The following is a 19,945-nucleotide window of genomic DNA, read 5'->3' as shown; positions in this document are numbered from 1 at the left end:
AAAGCGTCTTAAGACGGCGCCCGATCAGTTCTTGTAGATCTGGTCGAAGATGCCGCCGTCGGCGAAATGTTCCTTCTGCGCCTTGGTCCAACCACCAAAAACGTCGTCGATCGTAAATAGTTCGACCTTGGCGAAAGCGTTTTCGTATTTTTTGGCGATCTCGGCATCGCGTGGACGGTAGAAGTTGCGCGCCGCGATCTCCTGCCCCTCCTTGGTGTACCAGTACTGGAGATAGGCGTCGGCGGCGTTTCGGGTGCCTTTTTTATCGGCAACCTTGTCGACGATGGCGACCGGCGGTTCGGCGAGGATGGATTGCGGCGGCGCGACGATCTCGAACTTGTTGACGCCGAACTCCTTCAGCGCGAGGAACGCCTCGTTCTCCCAGGCGAGCAGCACGTCGCCGACGCCGCGCTCGACGAACGTCACGGTCGCGCCGCGCGCTCCGGTATCGAGCACCGGCACCTGCTGGTAGAGCTTTCCGATGAAATCCTTGGCCTTGTCGGCCGAGCCGTATTTCTTCTGCGCAAAACCCCAGGCCGCAAGATAATTCCAGCGCGCACCGCCCGATGTCTTCGGGTTCGGCGTGATCACGGCGACGCCCGGCTTGACCAGATCGTCCCAGTCCTTGACCGCCTTGGGATTGCCCTTGCGCACCAGGAACACGATGGTCGAGGTATACGGTGATGAATTCTGCGGCAGCCGCTTCTGCCAGTCGGCCGCGGTAAGACCTTTGGCCGCGATCGCATCGATGTCGTAGGCAAGCGCGAGCGTCACCACGTCGGCCTGCAAGCCGTCGATCACGGCGCGGGCCTGCGAGCCGCTGCCGCCATGCGACTGCTTTATCTCGACGCTCTTGCCGGCCTCCTTCTGATAGGCATTCGCAAATGCCTTGTTGAACTCGGCATAGAGCTCGCGCGTCGGATCGTACGACACGTTCAACAGGTTGATGTCAGCGGCGAGAGCCGAGCTTGCCAAGAAACCCGTCAAGACGAGGCCTGCAGCGAGCGGAACGATACGGCGCATCATGTCCATCTCCATTCACTTCACTGACGTCGATGTCGGCGAAGGCAGGCGAAACTCGCGGCGAAAAGCGCTTAAGTCAACGAAACCGGATTTTCTTGTTCGCAGCGTGACGACGTGGCTGTGCTACGAAGTCTTCATCGTGTGGATGCCGCATTCTGTCTTGGCTCGGCCGCGCCAGCGACCGGCGCGTTCATCCTCGCCTTCGGCCGTTCTGCTCGTGCAAGGCATACACCCAACCGACCGGAAACCGGAGGAGACCAGGGGATGACGCGGCAATTTGGCGCGGACGAAAATCGCCTCGAGTTCCTGGCGCGAGACGTTGGCGAACGGATTGAACTTCAACCGCACACCGTCGTCCTCGACGACCGGAATATCGGTGCGTGCATCGCCCTGGAAGCGCTTGCGGCCGTTGAGCCAGGCATCAAAGGGCTTCAGCGCACGCGCCAGCGGCTCCACCTTGCGGATGCGGCAGCAGGCGTCCGGATCGGAGAACCAGAGGTCGCGGTCGGGATCCTCGCGCGACAGGGTCTCCTCGGCCGGCTTGATCGAGCGGACATCCTTCAGACCCAGCGCCGCGATCAGCGTGTCGCGATAGGCCAGCGTCTCCTCGAACAGCCAGCCGGTGTCGAGGAAGATCACGGGGATCGCCGGGTCGACATCCGCCATGACCTTCAGCAGCGTGGCCGATCCCGTGCCGAAGGACGACACCAGCGCCAGCTTCTCGCGCCCGACCGTCTTCAGCGCCGCAGCGACGATCTCCGCGGGCGAGGCATCGCGCAGGGCACGATCGAGCTCCTCCGCGGAAGGCAGCGCAGAAACGGAGGCCTGAGCGAGCTGAGACGCAACGACGTTCACGTGCCGACCCCCTCGGAATGACGCAGCTGCATGCGCCGGTGCAGCGCGGTGATACGGCCATCGCCGGTCGGCTGGTAAAACACCGAGTAGCGCTTGGCGGTCTGCATGAAGGCTTCCGCGTCGGCCTGCTTCTTGACCTCGAAGGCATCGAAGCCGGCGCGCAGCATGAACACGAACTGGTCGCGCAGCACTTGGCCGGTGGCACGCAGTTCGCCGCGATAATTATAGCGCTCGCGCAGCAGGCGGGCCTGGCTGTAGGCGCGTCCGTCCCGGAAGGTCGGGAACACCAGCGCGACTGCGGCGATCTTGCCGAGATAGGGCACGAGCTCGCCGATGTCGCGGTTGTTGGGCCAGATCACGCCGACCTTGCCCGAACGATTGAGCAGGTTGTCGGCCTCGCCCAGGAAGCGCTCGGCCGGCACCAGGATGTCGCCGCCCTCGGGCAGCGGCGTGTCGACGGCGAGCTTGACGAAGCTGTCGCCCGTGATCTTTCCGCCTTTAACGAGTGGCATAGACGCGCTCCTTGAAGGGTTCGACGCCGAGGCGCTTCACGGTGTCCATGAACAGCTCTTCGGGCCGCTCGCGCAGCGCCAGATAGGCTTCCACGATGTCCTCGACGACGTCGGCGACCTCGTCGAACTTGACGCCCGGACCGATCAAAGTGCCAAGCGCGGCGTTCTCGTCGGCACGGCCGCCGATGGTGATCTGGTAGACTTCCTCGCCGTTCTTCTCGACGCCGAGAATGCCGATATGGCCGACATGGTGATGGCCGCAGGCATTGATGCAGCCGGAGATGTTGATGTGGAGCCGGCCGATCAGATTGGCGAGCTCGTGATTGGCGAAGCGCCGGGTCAATTCCTGCGCGATCGGGATCGAGCGCGCATTCGCCAGCGAGCAATAATCGAGCCCGGGGCAGGCGATGATGTCGGTGATCAGATTGACGTTGGGCGTTGCGAGCCCGAGCTTGTCGAGCGCCTTCCACAGCGCCGGCAGATCGCGCTTGGCGACATGCGGCAGCGCCAGGTTCTGCTCATGGCCGACGCGGATCTCACCGAAGGAATATTTGTCGGCGAGTTCGGCGAGCGCGTCCATCTGCTCGGCGGTGGCATCGCCCGGAGGCCCGCCGGTCGGCTTCAGCGAGATCGTGACGATGGAATAGCCCTGCACCTTGTGCGGGGCCACCGAGTTCTTGCGCCACGCCTCGAAGTCGGGATCGGCCGCGGCCTGGCGCAGCTCGTCCGGCATGTGCGGCAGCTTCTCGTACGCCGGATAGGTGAAGCGCGAGCGGATGTCCTCGATCACCTCGTCGTCGATCTGGAGCGAGGAATTGCGGATGTGCTGCCACTCGTCCTCGACCTCGCGCGAGAACTTCTCGATGCCGAGTTCGTGCACCAGGATCTTGATGCGCGCCTTGTAGATGTTGTCGCGGCGGCCGTACTGATTGTAGACGCGCAGGATCGCCTCGATGTAGCTGAGGATGTCGCGGCCGTGCACGAAGTGCTTGATGGTCTTGGCGATGAACGGCGTGCGGCCGAGACCGCCGCCGACCAGCACCTCGAAGCCGGTCTCGCCCTTCTCGTTCTTGATCAGGCGCAGGCCGATGTCGTGGATCTTGATCGCGGCGCGGTCGTGGTCCGAGGCGGTGATCGCGATCTTGAACTTGCGCGGCAGGAACGAGAATTCCGGATGCAGCGTGGTGTGCTGGCGGATCAGCTCCGACCAGATGCGGGGATCCTCGATCTCACCGGGCGCGACGCCGGCCCACTGGTCCGAGGTGACGTTGCGCATGTTGTTGCCCGAGGTCTGCATCGCGTGGATGCCGACCTTGGCGAGATCTTCGAGCGCGTCCGGCAGCTCGGCGAGCTTGATCCAGTTGAACTGGATGTTCTGCCGCGTCGTGAAATGGCCGTAGCCGCGGTCGTATTTGCGCGCGACATGGGCGAGCGCCCGCAGCTGGTTGGTCGCCAGCGTGCCGTAGGGGATCGCGACGCGGAACATGTAGGCGTGCAGTTGCAGATAGACGCCGTTCTGAAGCCGCAGGATCTTGAACTCGTCCTCGGTGAGCTCGCCGGAGAGGCGCCGCTTCACCTGGTCGCGGAACTCCGAGACGCGCTCGTTGACGAGCGTGCGGTCGATTTCGTCGTAAGCATACATAAGAAGATGCCTTAAGCCTGGGCCGACTGTCCGATGGTCACACCGGTGCGGCGAATCTGTTCGCGCAGATTGCCGGGTTCGATCTTGCCGTCCGCGCCGACCTGCACCGGGGCGATATAGGGGCCGATCGCGCCGACGTCATCGGCGATGGACTCCGCAAGCAACGCCTTGGCCTCATCGGAGTTGCGCACGATCGCAGCTTCCGAGAGGTCCGCGGACCAGCTCTTGGCGGCGGTGCGGTAGACCACGATGCCGTCCCAGGTGCGGTTGGCGGTCACGATCGAGGGGCCGGCGATCTTGATCTTCTTCTGTTCGAGCGGGGAGGTCATTCGGCTGCATCCAATAGGTCAGAGATGATTTGGTTGGGTGTCTGGCGGCGAAGCGAACCGGCATGCCGGACCACCTCGCCGATGATGAGAATGGCCGGACCGCCATGGGCCCGCCGTGCGAGTTCGGGAAGTTCGCGAAGCGTGCCGATCGCGCCTTGCGCATCGGGTCGCGTGACGCGGGCGAACACGCCGACCGGCGTCTCCGGCGAACGGCCCGCCGCGAGCAGGCCCGCGCGCACGGCGGGTGCCGCGGACACGCCCATGTAGACGACGACGGTCATCCTGGTGTCGGTCAGCGTCGACCAGTCGACGGCTTCCGCGTCGCGCGCCTTGTGCGCGGTGAGGAAGGTGATGCGGGTCGCTTCATGACGGTAGGTGAGCGGCACCTCGAAATCGGCGGCGCCGCCGAGGCCTGCGGTGATGCCGGGAATGATCGAATAGAGAACACCTGCGGCGCGCAGCGCTTCGATCTCTTCGCCGCCGCGCCCGAACACGAACGGATCGCCGCCCTTCAGCCGCACCACCCGCTGGCCGGCTTGCGCGGCCTCGATCATGCGCTGATTGATGGCGTCCTGGCCGATGCCGGGCTTGCCGACGCGGCGACCAACGGCAACGCGCGTGGTGTCGCGGCGGATGCGGTCGAGGATCTCGGGCGAGACCAGCTCGTCATGGAAGACGATGTCGGCATCCTGCAAGGCGCGCAGCGCCTTGATGGTGAGAAGATCGGGATCGCCGGGGCCGGCGCCGACCAGCGCGACCGAGCCTTCCGGCTTGTCGGCGCGCGCGAATTCGGAGGGGTCGGAGATAGCCTTGAGCGATGCATCCGCTTCGCCCTTGCGGCCGGCGAGCACGGCGGCACCGATCGGACCGTCGATCACGCGCTCCCAGAAGCGGCGACGCAGCGGAAACTCGGCGATACGTTCGTTGATGGATTTGCGGAAGCTGCCGATGAACTCGGCGAGTTCGCCGATGCGCGCCGGAAGCAGCGCCTCGATCTTCTCGCGCACGCGCCGCGCCACAACTGGCGAGGTGCCGCCGGTGCCGACCGCGACCACGACATCGCCGCGATCGACGATCGCCGGAAAGATGAAGCTCGAATGATCGAGATCGTCCATGACGTTGACGGGCAGGCCGAGCGCCTTGGCGCGACCCGACATCGCCACGCCGACATCGCCGGCGCCTGCGCAGACGACGGCGATGACGCCCGAGAGATCGGCGGTGAGCGGATCGCCCGTCAGGATTTCGATACGCGCCGCATCTTCCGCGCCGAGGCCGAGATCCTGATTGCCGTCGATCGCATGCACGCGGATGCGCGCGCCGGCGGCGGCGAGCACGCGCAGCTTGGCGCGCAAAAGCTCGCCCGCGCCGATGAGAACCACCGGACCGGCCTTGAGATCGAGGAATACCGGCAAGAACCGCATACGATACCCGCTTCCCCCACATCCGGGGTTGACTGGAATTGTTTTCTATATATGTGTCGTTTCAAGCGCGCAAAGAGAAAATTTTTTCTTCTCTTCTGCATCGCAACTATAGAATTTTCGCCTCCAAACGCAAAGTGGCAGAGATGCATCTTCTCAAGGACGATTCCGCTTCTGTCGGAGTAAGCAGCAAAGCCCCCGTCGCACGTGCGGGCTCGCAAGAATTTTCTGCCGATGTCGCGCCGAGCATGGACCATCTCGACCAGCTCGAGGCGCAGAGCATCTACATCTTCCGCGAGGCCTTCGCCCGGCTGAAGAAGATCGCGCTGCTGTGGTCGCTCGGCAAGGACTCCAACGTCATGATCTGGCTGGCGCGGAAGGCGTTCTTCGGCAAGATGCCGTTCCCGGCCCTTCATGTCGACACCGGCAAGAAGTTTCCGGAGATGTACCGCTTCCGCGATCATTACGGCAAAGAGTGGGATCTCGATCTGCGCGTCGAGCCCTGCCCGCCGATCGATGCCGTCGATCCGACTTTGCCGCCGGCCGCCCGCTCCGCCGCGCGCAAGACTGAAGGCCTGAAGATGGCGCTCGCCAAGTATGGCTTCGACGGCCTGATCGCCGGCATCCGCCGCGACGAGGAAGCGACCCGCGCCAAGGAGCGCGTGTTCTCGCCGCGCGGCCTTGAAGGCAATTGGGACGTGCGCGACCAGCCGCCGGAGTTCTGGGATCATTTCAACGCCTCGCCGCCGCAAGGCGCGCATTTGCGCATCCATCCGATCCTGCATTGGACCGAGGCCGATATCTGGGCCTACACCAAGCGTGAGAACATCCCGATCATCCCGCTCTATCTGTCGAAAGACGGCAAGCGCTACCGCTCGCTGGGCGATCAGGACATCACCAACCCCGTGAACTCGACGGCGTCGACCATCGACGAGATCCTGATCGAGCTCGAGCAGACCAAGGTCCCGGAGCGCTCGGGGCGCGCGCTCGACCACGAGACCGAGGACGCCTTCGAGCGCCTTCGTGTCGCCGGCTATCTCTGACCTCAAGGACGCATCGCGGTCATGAACATGCTCGTCACCCCCGCTTCGCCTGCGACCCCGAACGGCACCACCCGTCCGCAAGTGCGCATCGTCATCGTCGGCCATGTCGACCACGGCAAGTCGACGCTGGTCGGCCGCCTCTTGCACGAGACCGGCAGCCTGCCCGACGGCAAGCTGGACATGCTGAAAGCCGTCAGCGCGCGGCGCGGCATGCCGTTCGAATGGTCGTTCCTGCTCGATGCGCTGCAGACGGAGCGCGACCAGGGCATCACCATCGACACCACGCAGATTCGCTTCCGCACCAATTCGCGCGACATCGTGCTGATCGACGCGCCCGGCCACGCCGAATTCCTGCGCAACATGATCACCGGCGCCTCGCAGGCCGACGGCGCGGTGCTGATCATCGACGCGCTGGAAGGCGTGCGCGACCAGACGCGACGGCACGGTTATCTGCTGCATCTGCTCGGCGTGAAGCAGGTCGCGATCGTCGTCAACAAGATGGACCGCGTCGACTTTTCCGCCGATCGCTTCAAGGAGATCAGCGACGAGATTTCCGCGCATCTGAGCGGCCTCGGCGTGACGCCTACCGCGGTGATTCCGATTTCCGCCCGCGACGGCGACGGCGTCGCCGAGCGGACCGACCGGATCGGCTGGTACAAGGGCCCGACCGTGGTCGAGGCGCTTGACAGGCTCGAGCCGGCGCGGGCGCTGGAAGCGCTGGCGCTGCGCCTGCCGGTGCAGGCGATCTACAAGTTCGACGACCGCCGCATCGTGGCCGGCCGCATCGAGTCCGGCAGCCTCAAGGCCGGCGACGAGATCGTGATCATGCCGGCAGGCAAGATCGCCAAGATCAGGACGGTCGAGAGCTGGCCGGTGACGCCGGTCACCGGCCGACAAGGCGCCGGCCGTTCGGTCGGCATCACGCTCGACCGCGAATTGTTCATCGAGCGCGGCGACATCGTCGCGCATGCCGGCAGCGCCCCGCGCGAGACGCGGCGGCTGCGCGCGCGCATCTTCTGGCTGCACGACAAGCCGCTCGCCAAGGGCGACCAGCTGCTGGTTCGCTGCGGGCCCAAGGAAAGCCGCGCCACCGTGGTGGCGATCGAGAAGGCGGTCGATCCGGGCGAGCTGTCGAGCACCGAGAACAAGGCGATCGGCCGCAACCATGTCGGCGAGATCGATATTTCTCTATCGAATTCGATTGCCACCGATCCCTACACCGAGAATCCGCGCACCGGGCGGCTCGTGATCGAGGTGTCCGGCCGCATCGCCGGCGGCGGCCTGGTGCTGTCGGTCGATGCCGGCCAGCGCGCCGTGCCCGTCGACATCGTGCCGGTGGAATCGGCCCTGCGTCCCGACGAACGCTCCGCGCGCTATCAGCACAATGGTGCCGTGGTCTGGCTCACCGGCCTGCCCGCTTCCGGCAAGTCGACGCTCGCCAAGGCACTGGAGCGGCGGCTGTTCAGCAATGGCGGCTCGCCGATCCTGCTCGACGGCGACACGCTGCGCGCCGGCCTCAACAGCGATCTCGGCTTCTCTGCCACGGACCGCAGCGAGAACATCCGCCGCCTCGCGGAAGTCGCGACGCATCTGGCGCGTAACGGCCACATCGCCATCGTCGCCGCGGTCTCGCCGGCCCGCGAGGACCGCGCGACCGCGCGCCGCATCGCCGACACCGTCTTCCGCGAGATCCACGTCGCGACGCCTGCCCAAGTATGCGAGGAGCGCGATCCCAAGGGCCATTACAAGAAGGCGCGCGCCGGCGCGCTGGCCTCGTTCACCGGCATCGGCAACGACTACGAGGCGCCGCAAGCGGCCGAGCTGGTGATTGACACCTCGAAGCGGACGGTTGCGGAAGCGGCGGATGAGATCGAGCAGATGCTGAAGAGGACAGGCGTGCTGTTCGACGAGGCCCTAGACCTCGCCGCGAATATTTGAAGCGTAAGCTGTTTGTTGGCGCGCTCCCTGTCACCACGCAGACAGTGCATTCCCTCCCCCCTTGCGGGGGGGGGGGTTAGGGAGAGGGGTTCACACGGGGAATCTCTCCCGCTGATCCCAACGTCATTCCCACACACCTTTTCCTGGGCCACCCCTCTCCCCCGCTCTCCCCCGCCCTCCCCCGCAAGGGGGGGAGGGAGCGCAGTTGCGCGCGCGGCGTGAAGCGGGGCTCGATCGGTTCGTCAAACGCGGCATACCACCGACCTTCTTGACATTTTGACAAACGCCTTGGGGTCTTCTCACCGCCCCGGTTTTGGGGCTAATAGGGCCCCGAAAGCCGCCCCTGGTGGGCGCATTTTGCTGCTGTCGGGTCAAAAGCAGCCAAAAACAGCCATTTCCAACAAGAAAGCCCATCATGAAACGCGTCGATGCCCACGGATTGAAGATCGCCCCTGTCCTGTTTGATTTCATCGCCAAGGAAGCGGCCCCGAAAACGGGGATCGCACCGGATGCGTTCTGGGCCGGACTTGCCGCCATCGTCAGGGACCTGGGGCCGAAGAACCGTGCGCTGCTCGCGGTCCGCGACACGCTGCAGGCCAAGATCGACGACTGGCACCGCGCCAACAAGGGCAAGGCTTTCGACCTCAACGCCTATACCGCTTTCCTGAAGGAGATCGGCTATCTCGTCCCGGAGCCGGCGACCCAGACGGTCGAGACCGCCAATGTCGACGAGGAGATCGGCAAGATCTGCGGCCCGCAGCTCGTCGTGCCGCTCACCAATGCGCGCTATGCGCTGAACGCTGCAAACGCGCGCTGGGGCTCGCTCTATGACGCCTTCTACGGCACCGACGCGATCCCGCACGATCCGTCCGAAGGCGGCAAGGGCTACAACAAGGCGCGCGGCGACAAGGTGATCGCCAAGGCCAAGGCGTTCCTCGACACCGCCGTGCCGCTCGCGACCGGCAGCCACACCGACGTCACCGCCTACAGCGTCGTCGCGGGCCAGCTCGCGGTGAAGCTGAAGAGCGGCAACGCCACCGCGCTGAAGAACGCCGCGCAGTTCGCCGGCTTCCAGGGCGATGCGGCTTCCCCGAGCGCGGTGCTGCTCGTCAACAACGGCCTGCATGTCGAGGTCAGGATCGACCGCAGCAGCGCGATCGGCAAGGACGATCCGGCCGGCGTCGCCGACATGATCATGGAGGCCGCGGTCTCCACCATCCTCGACATGGAGGACTCAGTTGCCGCTGTCGATGCCGAGGACAAGGTGCTGGTCTATCGCAATACGCTGGGCCTGATGAACGGCACGCTGTCGGCCGACTTCGAGAAGGGCGGCAAGACGCTGACGCGCTCGCTCAACGCCGACCGCCTGTACAAGACGCCCGACGGCAAGGGTGAGCTCAAGCTGCACGGCCGCAGCCTGCTGTTGATGCGCAATTGCGGTCACCACATGTTCACCGACGCGGTGCTGGACGAGAAGGGCGAGGAGATTCCGGAAGGCCTGCTCGATGCCGCCGTCTCCGGCCTGCTCGCCATCCACGACCTCAAGGGCAATTCCAAGGTCAAGAACAGCCGCACCGGCTCGGCCTATATCGTCAAGCCGAAGATGCACGGCCCGGACGAGGTGTCGCTGACCTGCGAGATCTTCGACCGCGTCGAGAAGATGCTGGGCCTGCCCGAGAACACGCTCAAGGTCGGCATCATGGACGAGGAGCGGCGCACCACCGTCAACCTCAAGGCCTGCATCCAGCGCGCTTCCAAGCGCATCATGTTCATCAACACCGGCTTCCTCGACCGCACCGGCGACGAGATCCATACCTCGATGGAAGCGGGCCCGATGATCCGCAAGAACGAGATGAAGGCGCAGGCCTGGATCAAGGCCTATGAGGACTGGAACGTCGACATGGGTCTGACCTGCGGCCTGCCCGGCCATGCCCAGATCGGCAAGGGCATGTGGGCCGCGCCCGACAAGATGGCGGACATGCTGGCGCAGAAGCTTGGCCATCCGCAGGCCGGCGCCACCACCGCCTGGGTACCCTCGCCGACCGCTGCGACGCTGCACGCGCTGCACTACCACCAGGTCAACGTGACCGCGCGGCAGGAGGAGCTTACCAAGGGCGGGCCGCGCGCAAAGCTCTCGGACATCCTCACCATTCCGGTGTCGAAGTCGAACTGGGCACCCGACGACGTCAAGCAGGAGATCGACAACAACTGCCAGGGCATTCTCGGTTATGTCGTGCGCTGGATCGATCAGGGCGTCGGCTGCTCCAAGGTCCCCGACATCCACGATGTCGGGCTGATGGAGGACCGCGCCACCTTGCGCATCTCCAGCCAGCATCTCGCCAACTGGCTGCACCAGGGCGTGATCACCGAGGCGCAGGTGATGGAATCGCTGAAGCGCATGGCAGTCGTCGTCGACAAGCAGAACGCCGGCGATCCGATCTACAGGCCGATGGCGCCCGCCTTCGACGGCGTCGCCTTCAAAGCCGCATGCGACCTCATCTTCAAGGGGCGCGAGCAGCCGAACGGCTACACCGAATACATCCTCACCGCGCGCCGCCGCGAGGCCAAGGCGCTTGGATAACAAGGCTCTTGGATAACAAGGCGCGCGGCTGAGCGAAGTCACAGAAGCGTCAAAAGCCCCGGCCTCGCCGGGGCTTTTTTGTCGGGCGAAACGTCGCGGCGGGCCGCGGAACAGGCCGCGCGGCGCCCGCGTTGTCAGGCCATCAACCCCACGGGAGATGGTCATGGACTGGAATCGGATCGAAGGAAACTGGAAGCAGTTCAAGGGCTCGGCCAAGGAGAAATGGGGCAAGCTCACTGACGACGACCTCAGCTTGATCGAGGGCCGCCGCGAGCAGCTCGAGGGCCGGCTCCAGGAACGCTACGGCAAGGCCAAGGACCAGGTTCGGCAGGACGTCGACGACTGGCTCAAATCGCTGCACTGAAGCGGACGCAAACGAAGCCCCGGCTCACGCCGGGGCTTTTGTTTTGAGGTGTAGCCCGGATGAGCGAAGCGATATCCGGGACCTTTGTTGCGCCTTCCCGGATATCGCTCCGCTCATCCGGGCTACGATACCTTGGCTAGAATACCGCGAGATATTTCAACAAGGACACGATGCCGATGATGATGACGACCACGCGCGCAATCTGCTTGGCGCGACCATCCATCGGCAGCATGTTGATGAGATAAAGGACGAGAATGACGACGAGAAAAGTGACGAGCACGCCCACCAGCATCGCGAGACCCCCTTCAGGCAAATTGCGACCAGTATCCTAACGCCTGACCCTTGCGCTGGTTCCATCTGTGCAACCCGTTGTAATTTCTAGAAAATATGCACCTCCCCGCTAGCTTCGGCGCGATCCACCACATCATCGGCGAGGTCAACGAAATCGCCGCGCCGATCGCCACCGTGCTGGAGCGGCGCCAGGCTTCGGCGCGCCACCGTCCCGCCTACTCCTTCGCCACAACCGGCACCTGGCGAAATCTGGCGCGCACCGAGTCCGGCAGCGGCGAGAAGTTCATCGCGACGCCGCGGCGGTCGTTGGCGTTGCGGCTGGCGACCACGAGACCATCGGCGCCGGCAACGATGTCGCCCTTGCGCAGCGTCGGATCGTCCTCGACCTTGACCTGCGCCAGCCCGACGGAATCCTTGCCGTTGCAGGTGCAGCCGGAGACGATCTCGTTGCGATAGCGGTACGCATTGGGCAATTCGGAATAGGATTTTCCCTTGTCGGTGGTGGCGTCGTCGATGTTGCCGCCATAGACCAGCGAGGTCTCGGACGCCGGGCAGAAGCTCTTGCAGGATTGCGCCTTGCTCTCGGCATCATTGCCTTGCGCCGGGAAGTAGCGACCATCGCAAGCGCGCACGCAATAGGCTGTGCCGCCACCATAGAAGGCGCGCTGGCGCGGTGCGTCATAGCGCGGCATGTCGTCGTTCGGGAACGGCATCCGGATCTCGGGCGGCGGCCGCATCCGGAAGCCGCCGAACAGGGCCGAGAAGAAATCCTCCGCATGCGCCGACGGTGTCTGAGCCACGCCGGCGGCAGCAATCACCAGGATTGCCAGACCGGCAGCCAGCTTGCCGTTCATACCTCTGCTCATGTCACCTCGCTCAAGCCCTAATTCACCGCCGAGGACGCCGAGATATTCAGCGCGTGCCTGCCCGAAGGCAGCGTCGTCACGGCCGGACGCTTGCGCACGGGGTCGCCGCCCCTGGCCATCAGCGGCGCATTCTTCGGCAGCACCACGACCTTGGCGCCGACATTGACGCGGCTGAACAGGTCGATGACGTCCTCGTTGGTCATGCGGATGCAGCCGGAGGAGACGAACTTGCCGATCGTGGAGGGATCGTTGGTGCCGTGGATGCGGTATTGGCTGGAGCCGAGATACATCGCACGTGCCCCGAGCGGGTTGCCGGGGCCGCCGGCGACGAAGCGCGGCAGATAAGGCTGACGCGCGATCATCTCGGCCGGCGGATGCCAGTCCGGCCACTCCGCCTTGCGGCTGACGTTCTGCACGCCGGACCAGGTAAAGCCTTCGCGGCCGACGCCGACGCCATAGCGAATGGCGCGGCCGTTGCCGAGCACGTAGTAGAGATAGGTATTATTGGTGTCGATCACGATGGTGCCGGCCGGCTCGCTGCGGTCGAAGCCGACGATCTGCCTGCGCAGGCGATCGGGCAGCTGGGCATCTTCGTCGTCGGCCGCCTGCGGCGCCTCGTTGACGTAACCCTGCGAGTAGCCTTGATCCTGCGGGTACGATTGCAGCTGCATCGGGCTATAACCGAACGTCTGTGCGCTCGCGCCGCCGAACGGCACCCCGAGCAGAACGGTTGCGATGGCGAATGCGGTGACGACGCGCGGCGAAGAGCTGCGACGGACTGCAGAGAACTTTGTCATGTGCTGCCCCGTGGGATGTGTGCACCAGGGTGATGCGCCTTCCCTTGAACTCCGCGGGGGCGGCGCAAGTTCCAGCGCGGCGCGCGGCATCCTTGTCACAGTCAAGCGAGCACCGCTTCACGAAGCCGCGATGGAACCGGCGTACGGCTCGCGCATTATTCGACACTAATGGGCGCGCGGTGCGAGGCTTCCGTGCGGGAGAGAGATTGTGCGCGTCCTTCCGAGTGAAAGTTTGATTCCCGGCAACAGCGCAGGCGACCCGCTTCCCGACAGCCGTGTCGAGCTGCCGCCGGTGATCCGCCGCACCGAGTTCGTCGCCTTTGCGCTCGCAGGCCTGCTGCTGATTGCCGTCGTCACCGTGCTCTACGTCGGAAGGGCGTTCTTCCTGCCTGTGGTGATGGCCTTTGTCACCGGCACCATGCTGTCGCCCGCGGCGGGCTTCCTGGAGCGGTACAAGGTCCCGCGCGCGGTCGGTGCCGTTCTGATCGTGGTCGTCGGGACCGCAGTCGTCGCCTTCGTCGTGGCGCTGATCGCCTCGCCGGTATTCGAGTGGAGCACGCGCCTGCCGGAGCTCGGCGCGCGACTGAAGGACAAGCTGCACGTGTTCGACCGGCCGCTTTCGCTGTGGCGAGAGATGCAAGCCATGCTCGGCGGCTCCGAAGGGTTGCCGAGCTTCCATATGCCGAAGGTCGAGTGGGTGCAGCCGACGCTGGAATTCCTGTCACCGACCTTCACCGAATTTCTGCTGTTCTTCGTCACCCTGATCCTGTTCATCGCCAGCTGGCGCGACCTGCGACGGGCCATGATCATGAACTTCGGCGATCATGACGCGCGGCTTCGCACGCTCCGGATTCTCAACGAGATCGAGGAGCATCTCGGCAATTATCTCCTGACCGTGACCCTCATCAACGTCGGCGTCGGCGTCGCCACCGGTCTCATCTGCGCGCTCACCGGCATGCCCAATCCAGCCGGACTCGGTGCGCTCGCGGCAACGCTCAACTTCATCCCGATCATCGGGCCGGTCGCGATGTTCGTGGTGCTGGTCCTGGTCGGGTTGGTTGCCTTCCCGACCATCGGCGGCGGCCTGATGGCGGCACTGGCCTTCGGCGGGCTTACCTTTCTGGAAGGGCACTTCATCACCCCGACCATCATCGGCAGGCGGCTCGCGCTGAATGCACTTGCAGTCCTGCTCGCGCTGGCATTCTGGACCTGGATGTGGGGTCCGATGGGCGCGTTCCTGTCGTCGCCGCTCCTGATCGTCGCGCTGATCCTCAAGGAGCACCTGTTGCCGGCGGATTCGCCGCAGCTGCCGCAGGACTGACCGGTTTCCGCGAACGGAACTTCCCCGGTGACGAAACGTTTTCCGGCTATCGCAGCCGTCAACAGTTCGGAGCTCCCGATGTCCACGACCAGTGCCGAAGCCGGGATGAAAGACTGGACCGACAAAGCCACCAGAGAACGCCTCGAAAAGGATGTAGCAGCCGTGAAAAGCGATATCGCCGCCCTTACCGACCAGATCACCGACGCGCTCAACACCTTTGCCAATTCCACCAGCAAGCAGGCCCGCCGCGGCTACCGCCAGGCGCGCGAGAATGTCGACACCGCGATGGACGACATGTCGGAGCGCGGCAGTGCAATGATGGACGCGGCCCAGGAGGCCTACGGATCGATCGAGGAGACGCTCGAAGACGCGATCACGCAGCGGCCGCTCGTGACCGTCGGACTCGCGCTCGGGATCGGCTTCCTGATCGGCGTCGCCTGGCGCCGGTAGAATGCGCGAGGGGGCATTGGAACGGCGGCGCGACCGCGCCGCCGATGCCGGCTTGTGGACGGATAGGCTTGTGGGGATTTGAGGAGCAAGGGCCATGTTTCAGCGCATCATCGACGGGATCAGCGCATCCACGGGCACGACTGTGCGGCTGACCTCCCTGGCCGCAGGCGCGGCGTTCGCGCTGTTCATCACCACGTGCTTCCTGTGCGCGGCGGCATTCATCTCCGTGCTCAACACATATGGTCCGGTGCAGGCCTGCCTCGCGGGGGCCGGCGTTTTCTTCCTCCTGACCCTGGCCGCAGCAGTGAGCTACTGGGCCTACAAGCGCGAGCTGCGCAAGCAAGCCCAGATCGCGGCCGAGCGCGCCGCGAAGTCGGCGGCCTCGAGCATGCTCGCGGACCCCATGCTGCTCGCCACCGGGCTCCAGATCGTTCGCGCCATCGGCGTCAAGCGGCTGTTGCCGATCCTGGCGATCGGCGGTGTCGCCCTCGGCATCCTCGCGAGCCGCGGCGGCATGCCCGACGAGGTATCGGCCGAACCGGCCGAGTAAGCACGGGACCACGCCAAGAAAGTTTCGTCGCAAGACGGGCGCGGGCCCGCGGCGGTACTTATTTGCCCGATTTTGCATGATTTTGAGCGCCCGACCATCACTCACGCAAACGCTACTCGGATGGGCAGCCGGTTGCCGCTAAAAGCGTCAACCTGATTCTCAAAGCTAATTTACTCAATGAAACTGTCCGTCCAGGCAAACCTTGCCGCATTCCGTCATGACGCCAGGCTGTATTTGACGCTCGGCATCGCCAACTGGTCGATTTTCGTCGACCACATCCCGAATAACATCGTCAACCTGCTGACGCTGCGCAACTTCGGCTTCAGCGGCGCCGCCGACCTGTTCGTATTCGTGGTCGGTTATGGCGTCGCGGTCATCCACGGCCGGATGGCGCTGGAGCGCGGCTATCTCGTCGCCGCAACGCGCATCTTCCATCGCGTCTGGCGGCTCTATGCCGCCTATGTCGTGCTGTTCGTGCTTTACATCGATACCATCGCCTACGTCGCCAAGCAGTCGATGGCGCCGGAGATCATCCACGAATACAACATCTCGGGGATCCTCGATCACCCGCTGCGCATCCTGGTCCGCGGCCTCGTGCTGCAGGAGGAGCCGCTGAACCTCGACCTCCTGCAATTGATGATCCCGCTGATGGCCTTCTTTCCCTTCGCCCTGTGGGGCCTGTTGCGGCGGCCGAACGTGACGCTGGCGGCATCGGTCGCGCTGTATCTTGCCGCGCGCTGGTTCGACTGGAATTTTCGGGTCTATCCGGATCAGGAATGGACCTTCAATCCGCTCTGCTGGCAGATGCTGATGGTGCTCGGAGGCTGGTTCGCCGTGACAGGCGCATCGGGGCGCGCGCTACGCGACATGCCTTGGCTACGGATACTCGCCGGGACCTATCTGGTATTCGCGATGGCCGTCACCTTGCTGCGCCATTCGCCGCAATTGTCCCATTACTTGCCGGACCTTCTCCTCAACAGCATCGCGCCGACCGACAAGGAAAACCTCGCGCCCTATCGCGTGGTTCACTTCCTCGCACTCGCCTTCCTCGCGACTCATCTCATTCCGGCCGATCACCCCGGCCTGAGTTTGAAGCCGCTCCAGGCGGTCATCAGATGCGGCGAGGAATGGCTTGCCGTGTTCTGCGTCGGAGTGTTCCTGTCCTTTGCCGGGCATCTCATCCTGATCACCAGCGCCAATCTGGTCGCGATGCAGATCTTGGTGAGCCTCGCCGGATTCGCCGCGATGACCGCGGTGGCCTATTACGTCGCCTGGTCGAAGTGGCAGGACCTGCCCAAGGCCTTGCGGCAGCAGGCCTAGCGCGACGCGATTTTCCTAGGCCGGCTGCCGCGGCTGCGCTATCCCGAAGCTGGAGCGGGTGCGCGAGGAGACCGGGCGTGGTGACGGCGAATGGCGGGGGTGACGGGGCCGACAGCGCCCCCCGGCGCGGCCGACCGCGATCGATCGAGACCAGCAACGCCATTCTCGAAAGCGCCTATGCGCTGATGGCGTCCACCGGCCTTGCGGCCACCACCATCGACGCCGTCGCCCGCCACTCCGGCGTCTCCAAGATGACGATCTACAAATGGTGGCCGTCGCGCGAGGCGCTCTTGATCGACGCCTTTCTTCGACATGCGGCGCAGATGCTGCCGCTGCCCCCGGCGAGCTCCGGCAGCCCCGCGGCGCGCGCGCGCCGTCATGCCGCGGCCTATGCCGAGGCGCTCCAGGGCGAGTTCGGCAAGGTGCAACTCGCCGTCATCTCCGAATGCATTTCCAAGACCGGCTCGGCCGAACTGTTCTACGCCCGCTATCTGCAATTCCGTCGCGACGCGCTGGTGGAGATGATCGCGGCGGGCCAGAACGACGGCAGCATCCTGGCCGAAGGCCCGGCCGAGGATCTCTACGACGCGATCTACGGCAGCCTGTTCTACCGCTACGTCTTCGGCATCGCGCCGATCACGCCAACCTACGCGCGCAATCTGGTCGATCTGATCTTGCGGCCGAAAGCTTAAAGCGCGATGCGATTAGGATGAATCGTCATCGCGCTTTAGGTTGTTGTTTAAGCATGATCTTTTCGGAAAACCGCTGCGCACTTTTCCGGATCATGCTTTAGCCACGGGCAGGCCGCACCGGAGCCGAGATCTTGTCCGTGCGATCGCGTTCGGACATGTCGACCACCGTCTCCATCGGCGCGGTCAGCTCATAGACGTAGGAGACGTCGGTGAAATAGCGCTTGGCGGTGCCGCCGAGCGCCTCGGGGGCGACACGGTCGAGCAGGATCAGGCCGAAATCGGAATCGGGGCGGCGGGTCGCCTCGCTGGTGTTGAACTCCTCCCAGCGAAAATGGAAGATCTCCTCGCTCCCCTCGCCCGTCACCGTCCAGTTCGCGGTGATGTGCGGATGCTTTCCAACCAGCGACAGGCCTTCGTCGGAATGCGAGGCGAGCTCGAAGAACAGCAGCGACAGGCTCTGCGCCGCGCGCGCGCTGACCGCGATATCGGGGCCGGTGACAGCGATGCGGTCGGCATGCGGGATGGCACGCGCCTCGAACAGGCCCTTCAGCTTCACGCCCTGCCACTGGCTCTCGCTGAGCAGCGAGACCACGTTGGACATGGCGTGGATGCGCCCGATCAGGAGCTCGCGGGCGACGTCGATGTCCGCGCCATGGCGCAAGGTCCGCGTCACGATCGACTGGATCACCGCCAGGATGTTCTTGACCCGGTGGTTGAGCTCGTCGATCACCGCCGTCAGTCGGCGCTCGAAGCCGATTCTGACCTGGATTTCCCGACTGAGCCGCAGATTGTTGTAGGCAACATAGCCGAACAGACCGCACACCATCGCAGTGATCGCAAAGCCGATGGCCGCCACGATGATCGCGGTCTGCTCGGCACGGCGCACCGAGTTGGTCTTGGCGTAATAGCCGAGCTGCCAATCGCGGCCACCGAAGCTCACCGTGCGCATCGCCGACGGCGCCGGTCCGTCCGCCGCCACGCTGCGCGTCGAGACCACGCCTTGGTCGTTGGCGATCAGCTCGCCGCCTTCTTTGCGCGGATCCCTGAGCGCGACCGAGAACAACGACATGTCGTCGTTGGTCAACATCAGCGAGGCCAGCTCGTAGGAGAACGTGATGAAACCGGCCGGCTCGGTCGCCCCTTCGGGAATGACGGGCGCAGCCACGATGATGCCGACGGGCCCGTGTCCGTGTAGCAGCGGAAGCGGGTCCGAAGCCACCGACTTTTTCTCGGTCCGGGCGCGCGTCAGCATGGCGCTGTGAACCGGGTCCTGGTCGTAACTGCGGCCCGGCAGAGCCTTGGTCTCGTCGCTGCGCGGCTCGAGATCCAGCAGCACGTCGATCGGCGCGGTGATCTCGGCCGGATTGATCGGCTTGTCGTCATAGCTGCGGATTGTCGGATTCGGGAAGCCGGCGCCCTCAATGGCCTCCTGCGCCGCGGTCAGCTCGTCCGGCTTCAGCCGGCCGATCCAGCCGGCCACCACGAAATCCGTCTTGAAGGCGTAGATGGCCGAGCGCAGCGGCTCCAGCATGTTCGGCTTGATCACGGACGGCCTGCGGAACAGGCCTGAGGCGACGCGCGCGAGCAGTTCGCGCTCGGTGAGCCGGTCCTGGACCAGGCTGGCATGAACGTCGATCGCGCGCGCGAGCGCGATCCGGTCCAGCGCCAGTTCCTGGTCGTGGACGCGATAGGCTGCAAGCCCGGAGAGCAGGGCTCCAAGCAGTGCGATGAAACCGATGATGAAACCCAGCCGGACCACGCGACTACTCAGGCCAAAGCGGGAGGTCGGCAACGAACAGGGAGCATATGAACGCCGCTCGAACGGCCATGTGCCGAAACAGGGTGGACCCCAGTGGCAGAGATAATGAAGGAGGAGACATCGGTACGCAACGTAGGTCGCCTGACAAGCTTAATCGGCCCGGCCGATGGTCCGGCCAGGATGGATTGCCCGGG

At 64.7% G+C, this 19,945-nt stretch carries 19 protein-coding genes; 9 read left to right on the top strand and 10 right to left on the bottom strand.

Features of this window, described 5'->3' with window-relative positions; all coding sequences use genetic code 11:
- Nucleotides 1–24: 24 nt before the first annotated feature.
- The 6 genes from D6B98_RS26160 to cysG form a co-directional block, all read right to left on the bottom strand.
- Nucleotides 25–1,026: a sulfate ABC transporter substrate-binding protein gene (locus tag D6B98_RS26160; protein WP_164718868.1), complete on the bottom strand. Its 1,002-nt coding sequence runs from the start codon at nucleotides 1,024–1,026 to the stop codon at nucleotides 25–27.
- A gap of 120 nt (nucleotides 1,027–1,146) precedes the next feature.
- Nucleotides 1,147–1,878 carry a phosphoadenylyl-sulfate reductase gene (locus tag D6B98_RS26155; RefSeq protein WP_126259762.1) on the bottom strand — a complete coding sequence of 244 codons (732 nt, stop codon included), beginning with the start codon at nucleotides 1,876–1,878 and terminating at the stop codon, nucleotides 1,147–1,149.
- Nucleotides 1,875–2,390, bottom strand: coding sequence for a DUF934 domain-containing protein (locus D6B98_RS26150; RefSeq protein WP_126259761.1), 516 nt, complete (start codon nucleotides 2,388–2,390; stop codon nucleotides 1,875–1,877). The genes D6B98_RS26155 and D6B98_RS26150 overlap by 4 nt, the downstream gene beginning before the upstream one ends.
- Complete coding sequence (locus D6B98_RS26145) at nucleotides 2,377–4,032, bottom strand: nitrite/sulfite reductase (RefSeq protein WP_126259760.1); 1,656 nt, start codon at nucleotides 4,030–4,032, stop codon at nucleotides 2,377–2,379. Before D6B98_RS26145 ends, D6B98_RS26150 begins: the two co-directional genes overlap by 14 nt.
- A gap of 11 nt (nucleotides 4,033–4,043) precedes the next feature.
- Nucleotides 4,044–4,361, bottom strand: a complete 318-nt coding sequence (locus tag D6B98_RS26140) for a DUF2849 domain-containing protein (RefSeq protein WP_126259759.1) — start codon at nucleotides 4,359–4,361, stop codon at nucleotides 4,044–4,046.
- Entirely contained in the window at nucleotides 4,358–5,782 is a 1,425-nt protein-coding gene (gene cysG / locus D6B98_RS26135) for a siroheme synthase CysG (protein WP_126259758.1), read from the bottom strand. The genes D6B98_RS26140 and cysG overlap by 4 nt, the downstream gene beginning before the upstream one ends.
- A 245-nt stretch (nucleotides 5,783–6,027) precedes the next feature.
- Between cysG and cysD the strand changes: the two genes are divergently transcribed.
- The 4 genes from cysD (at nucleotide 6,028) to D6B98_RS26115 (ending at nucleotide 11,705) form a co-directional block, all read left to right on the top strand.
- Complete coding sequence (gene cysD / locus D6B98_RS26130; RefSeq protein WP_126259757.1) at nucleotides 6,028–6,822, top strand: sulfate adenylyltransferase subunit CysD; 795 nt, start codon at nucleotides 6,028–6,030, stop codon at nucleotides 6,820–6,822.
- A gap of 21 nt (nucleotides 6,823–6,843) precedes the next feature.
- Nucleotides 6,844–8,760 carry an adenylyl-sulfate kinase gene (cysC, locus tag D6B98_RS26125; protein ID WP_126259756.1) on the top strand — a complete coding sequence of 639 codons (1,917 nt, stop codon included), beginning with the start codon at nucleotides 6,844–6,846 and terminating at the stop codon, nucleotides 8,758–8,760.
- A gap of 415 nt (nucleotides 8,761–9,175) precedes the next feature.
- Entirely contained in the window at nucleotides 9,176–11,341 is a 2,166-nt protein-coding gene (locus D6B98_RS26120; protein ID WP_126259755.1) for a malate synthase G, read from the top strand.
- Nucleotides 11,342–11,504: 163 nt separating this feature from the next.
- On the top strand, nucleotides 11,505–11,705 hold the full coding sequence (locus tag D6B98_RS26115) for a CsbD family protein (RefSeq protein WP_164718867.1): 201 nt from the start codon (nucleotides 11,505–11,507) through the stop codon (nucleotides 11,703–11,705).
- A 136-nt stretch (nucleotides 11,706–11,841) separates the two neighbouring features.
- Here D6B98_RS26115 and D6B98_RS26110 read toward each other — a convergent pair whose 3' ends face one another.
- The 3 genes from D6B98_RS26110 to D6B98_RS26100 form a co-directional block, all read right to left on the bottom strand.
- The gene (locus D6B98_RS26110; RefSeq protein WP_007599832.1) at nucleotides 11,842–11,997 is read right to left on the bottom strand and encodes a Thivi_2564 family membrane protein; all 156 of its coding nucleotides are present in this window, start codon (nucleotides 11,995–11,997) and stop codon (nucleotides 11,842–11,844) included.
- 214 nt (nucleotides 11,998–12,211) lie between these two features.
- A complete protein-coding gene (locus D6B98_RS26105; protein ID WP_126259753.1) occupies nucleotides 12,212–12,862 on the bottom strand; it encodes a DUF2865 domain-containing protein in 651 nt (216 codons plus the stop codon).
- A gap of 17 nt (nucleotides 12,863–12,879) precedes the next feature.
- Nucleotides 12,880–13,659 (bottom strand): L,D-transpeptidase, encoded by a 780-nt coding sequence (locus D6B98_RS26100; RefSeq protein WP_126259752.1) that lies wholly within the window; start codon nucleotides 13,657–13,659, stop codon nucleotides 12,880–12,882.
- Between the two features lie 208 nt (nucleotides 13,660–13,867).
- Between D6B98_RS26100 and D6B98_RS26095 the strand changes: the two genes are divergently transcribed.
- The 5 genes from D6B98_RS26095 to D6B98_RS26075 all read left to right on the top strand — a co-directional run bounded on the left by D6B98_RS26095 (nucleotide 13,868) and on the right by D6B98_RS26075 (nucleotide 17,992).
- Nucleotides 13,868–14,980, top strand: a complete 1,113-nt coding sequence (locus tag D6B98_RS26095) for an AI-2E family transporter (RefSeq protein WP_126259751.1) — start codon at nucleotides 13,868–13,870, stop codon at nucleotides 14,978–14,980.
- Nucleotides 14,981–15,058: 78 nt separating this feature from the next.
- A complete protein-coding gene (locus D6B98_RS26090; protein WP_126259750.1) occupies nucleotides 15,059–15,430 on the top strand; it encodes an ElaB/YgaM/YqjD family protein in 372 nt (123 codons plus the stop codon).
- A 94-nt stretch (nucleotides 15,431–15,524) separates the two neighbouring features.
- A complete protein-coding gene (locus tag D6B98_RS26085) occupies nucleotides 15,525–15,980 on the top strand; it encodes a hypothetical protein (protein WP_126259749.1) in 456 nt (151 codons plus the stop codon).
- Between the two features lie 177 nt (nucleotides 15,981–16,157).
- Entirely contained in the window at nucleotides 16,158–17,300 is a 1,143-nt protein-coding gene (locus tag D6B98_RS26080; protein ID WP_126259748.1) for an OpgC domain-containing protein, read from the top strand.
- 77 nt (nucleotides 17,301–17,377) lie between these two features.
- Nucleotides 17,378–17,992, top strand: coding sequence for a TetR/AcrR family transcriptional regulator (locus D6B98_RS26075; RefSeq protein WP_126259747.1), 615 nt, complete (start codon nucleotides 17,378–17,380; stop codon nucleotides 17,990–17,992).
- Nucleotides 17,993–18,089: 97 nt separating this feature from the next.
- Here the strand turns inward: D6B98_RS26075 and D6B98_RS26070 are convergent, their stop codons facing one another.
- Nucleotides 18,090–19,751: a CHASE domain-containing protein gene (locus D6B98_RS26070; protein WP_126259746.1), complete on the bottom strand. Its 1,662-nt coding sequence runs from the start codon at nucleotides 19,749–19,751 to the stop codon at nucleotides 18,090–18,092.
- Between the last annotated feature and the right edge of the window lie 194 nt (nucleotides 19,752–19,945).

Source organism: Bradyrhizobium sp. LVM 105 (genome assembly GCF_003957705.1).
Classification (GTDB): Bacteria; Pseudomonadota; Alphaproteobacteria; order Rhizobiales; family Xanthobacteraceae; genus Bradyrhizobium; species Bradyrhizobium frederickii.
Note: the sequence above shows the minus strand (reverse complement) of the source record. Positions and strands in the feature narration are given on the sequence as shown.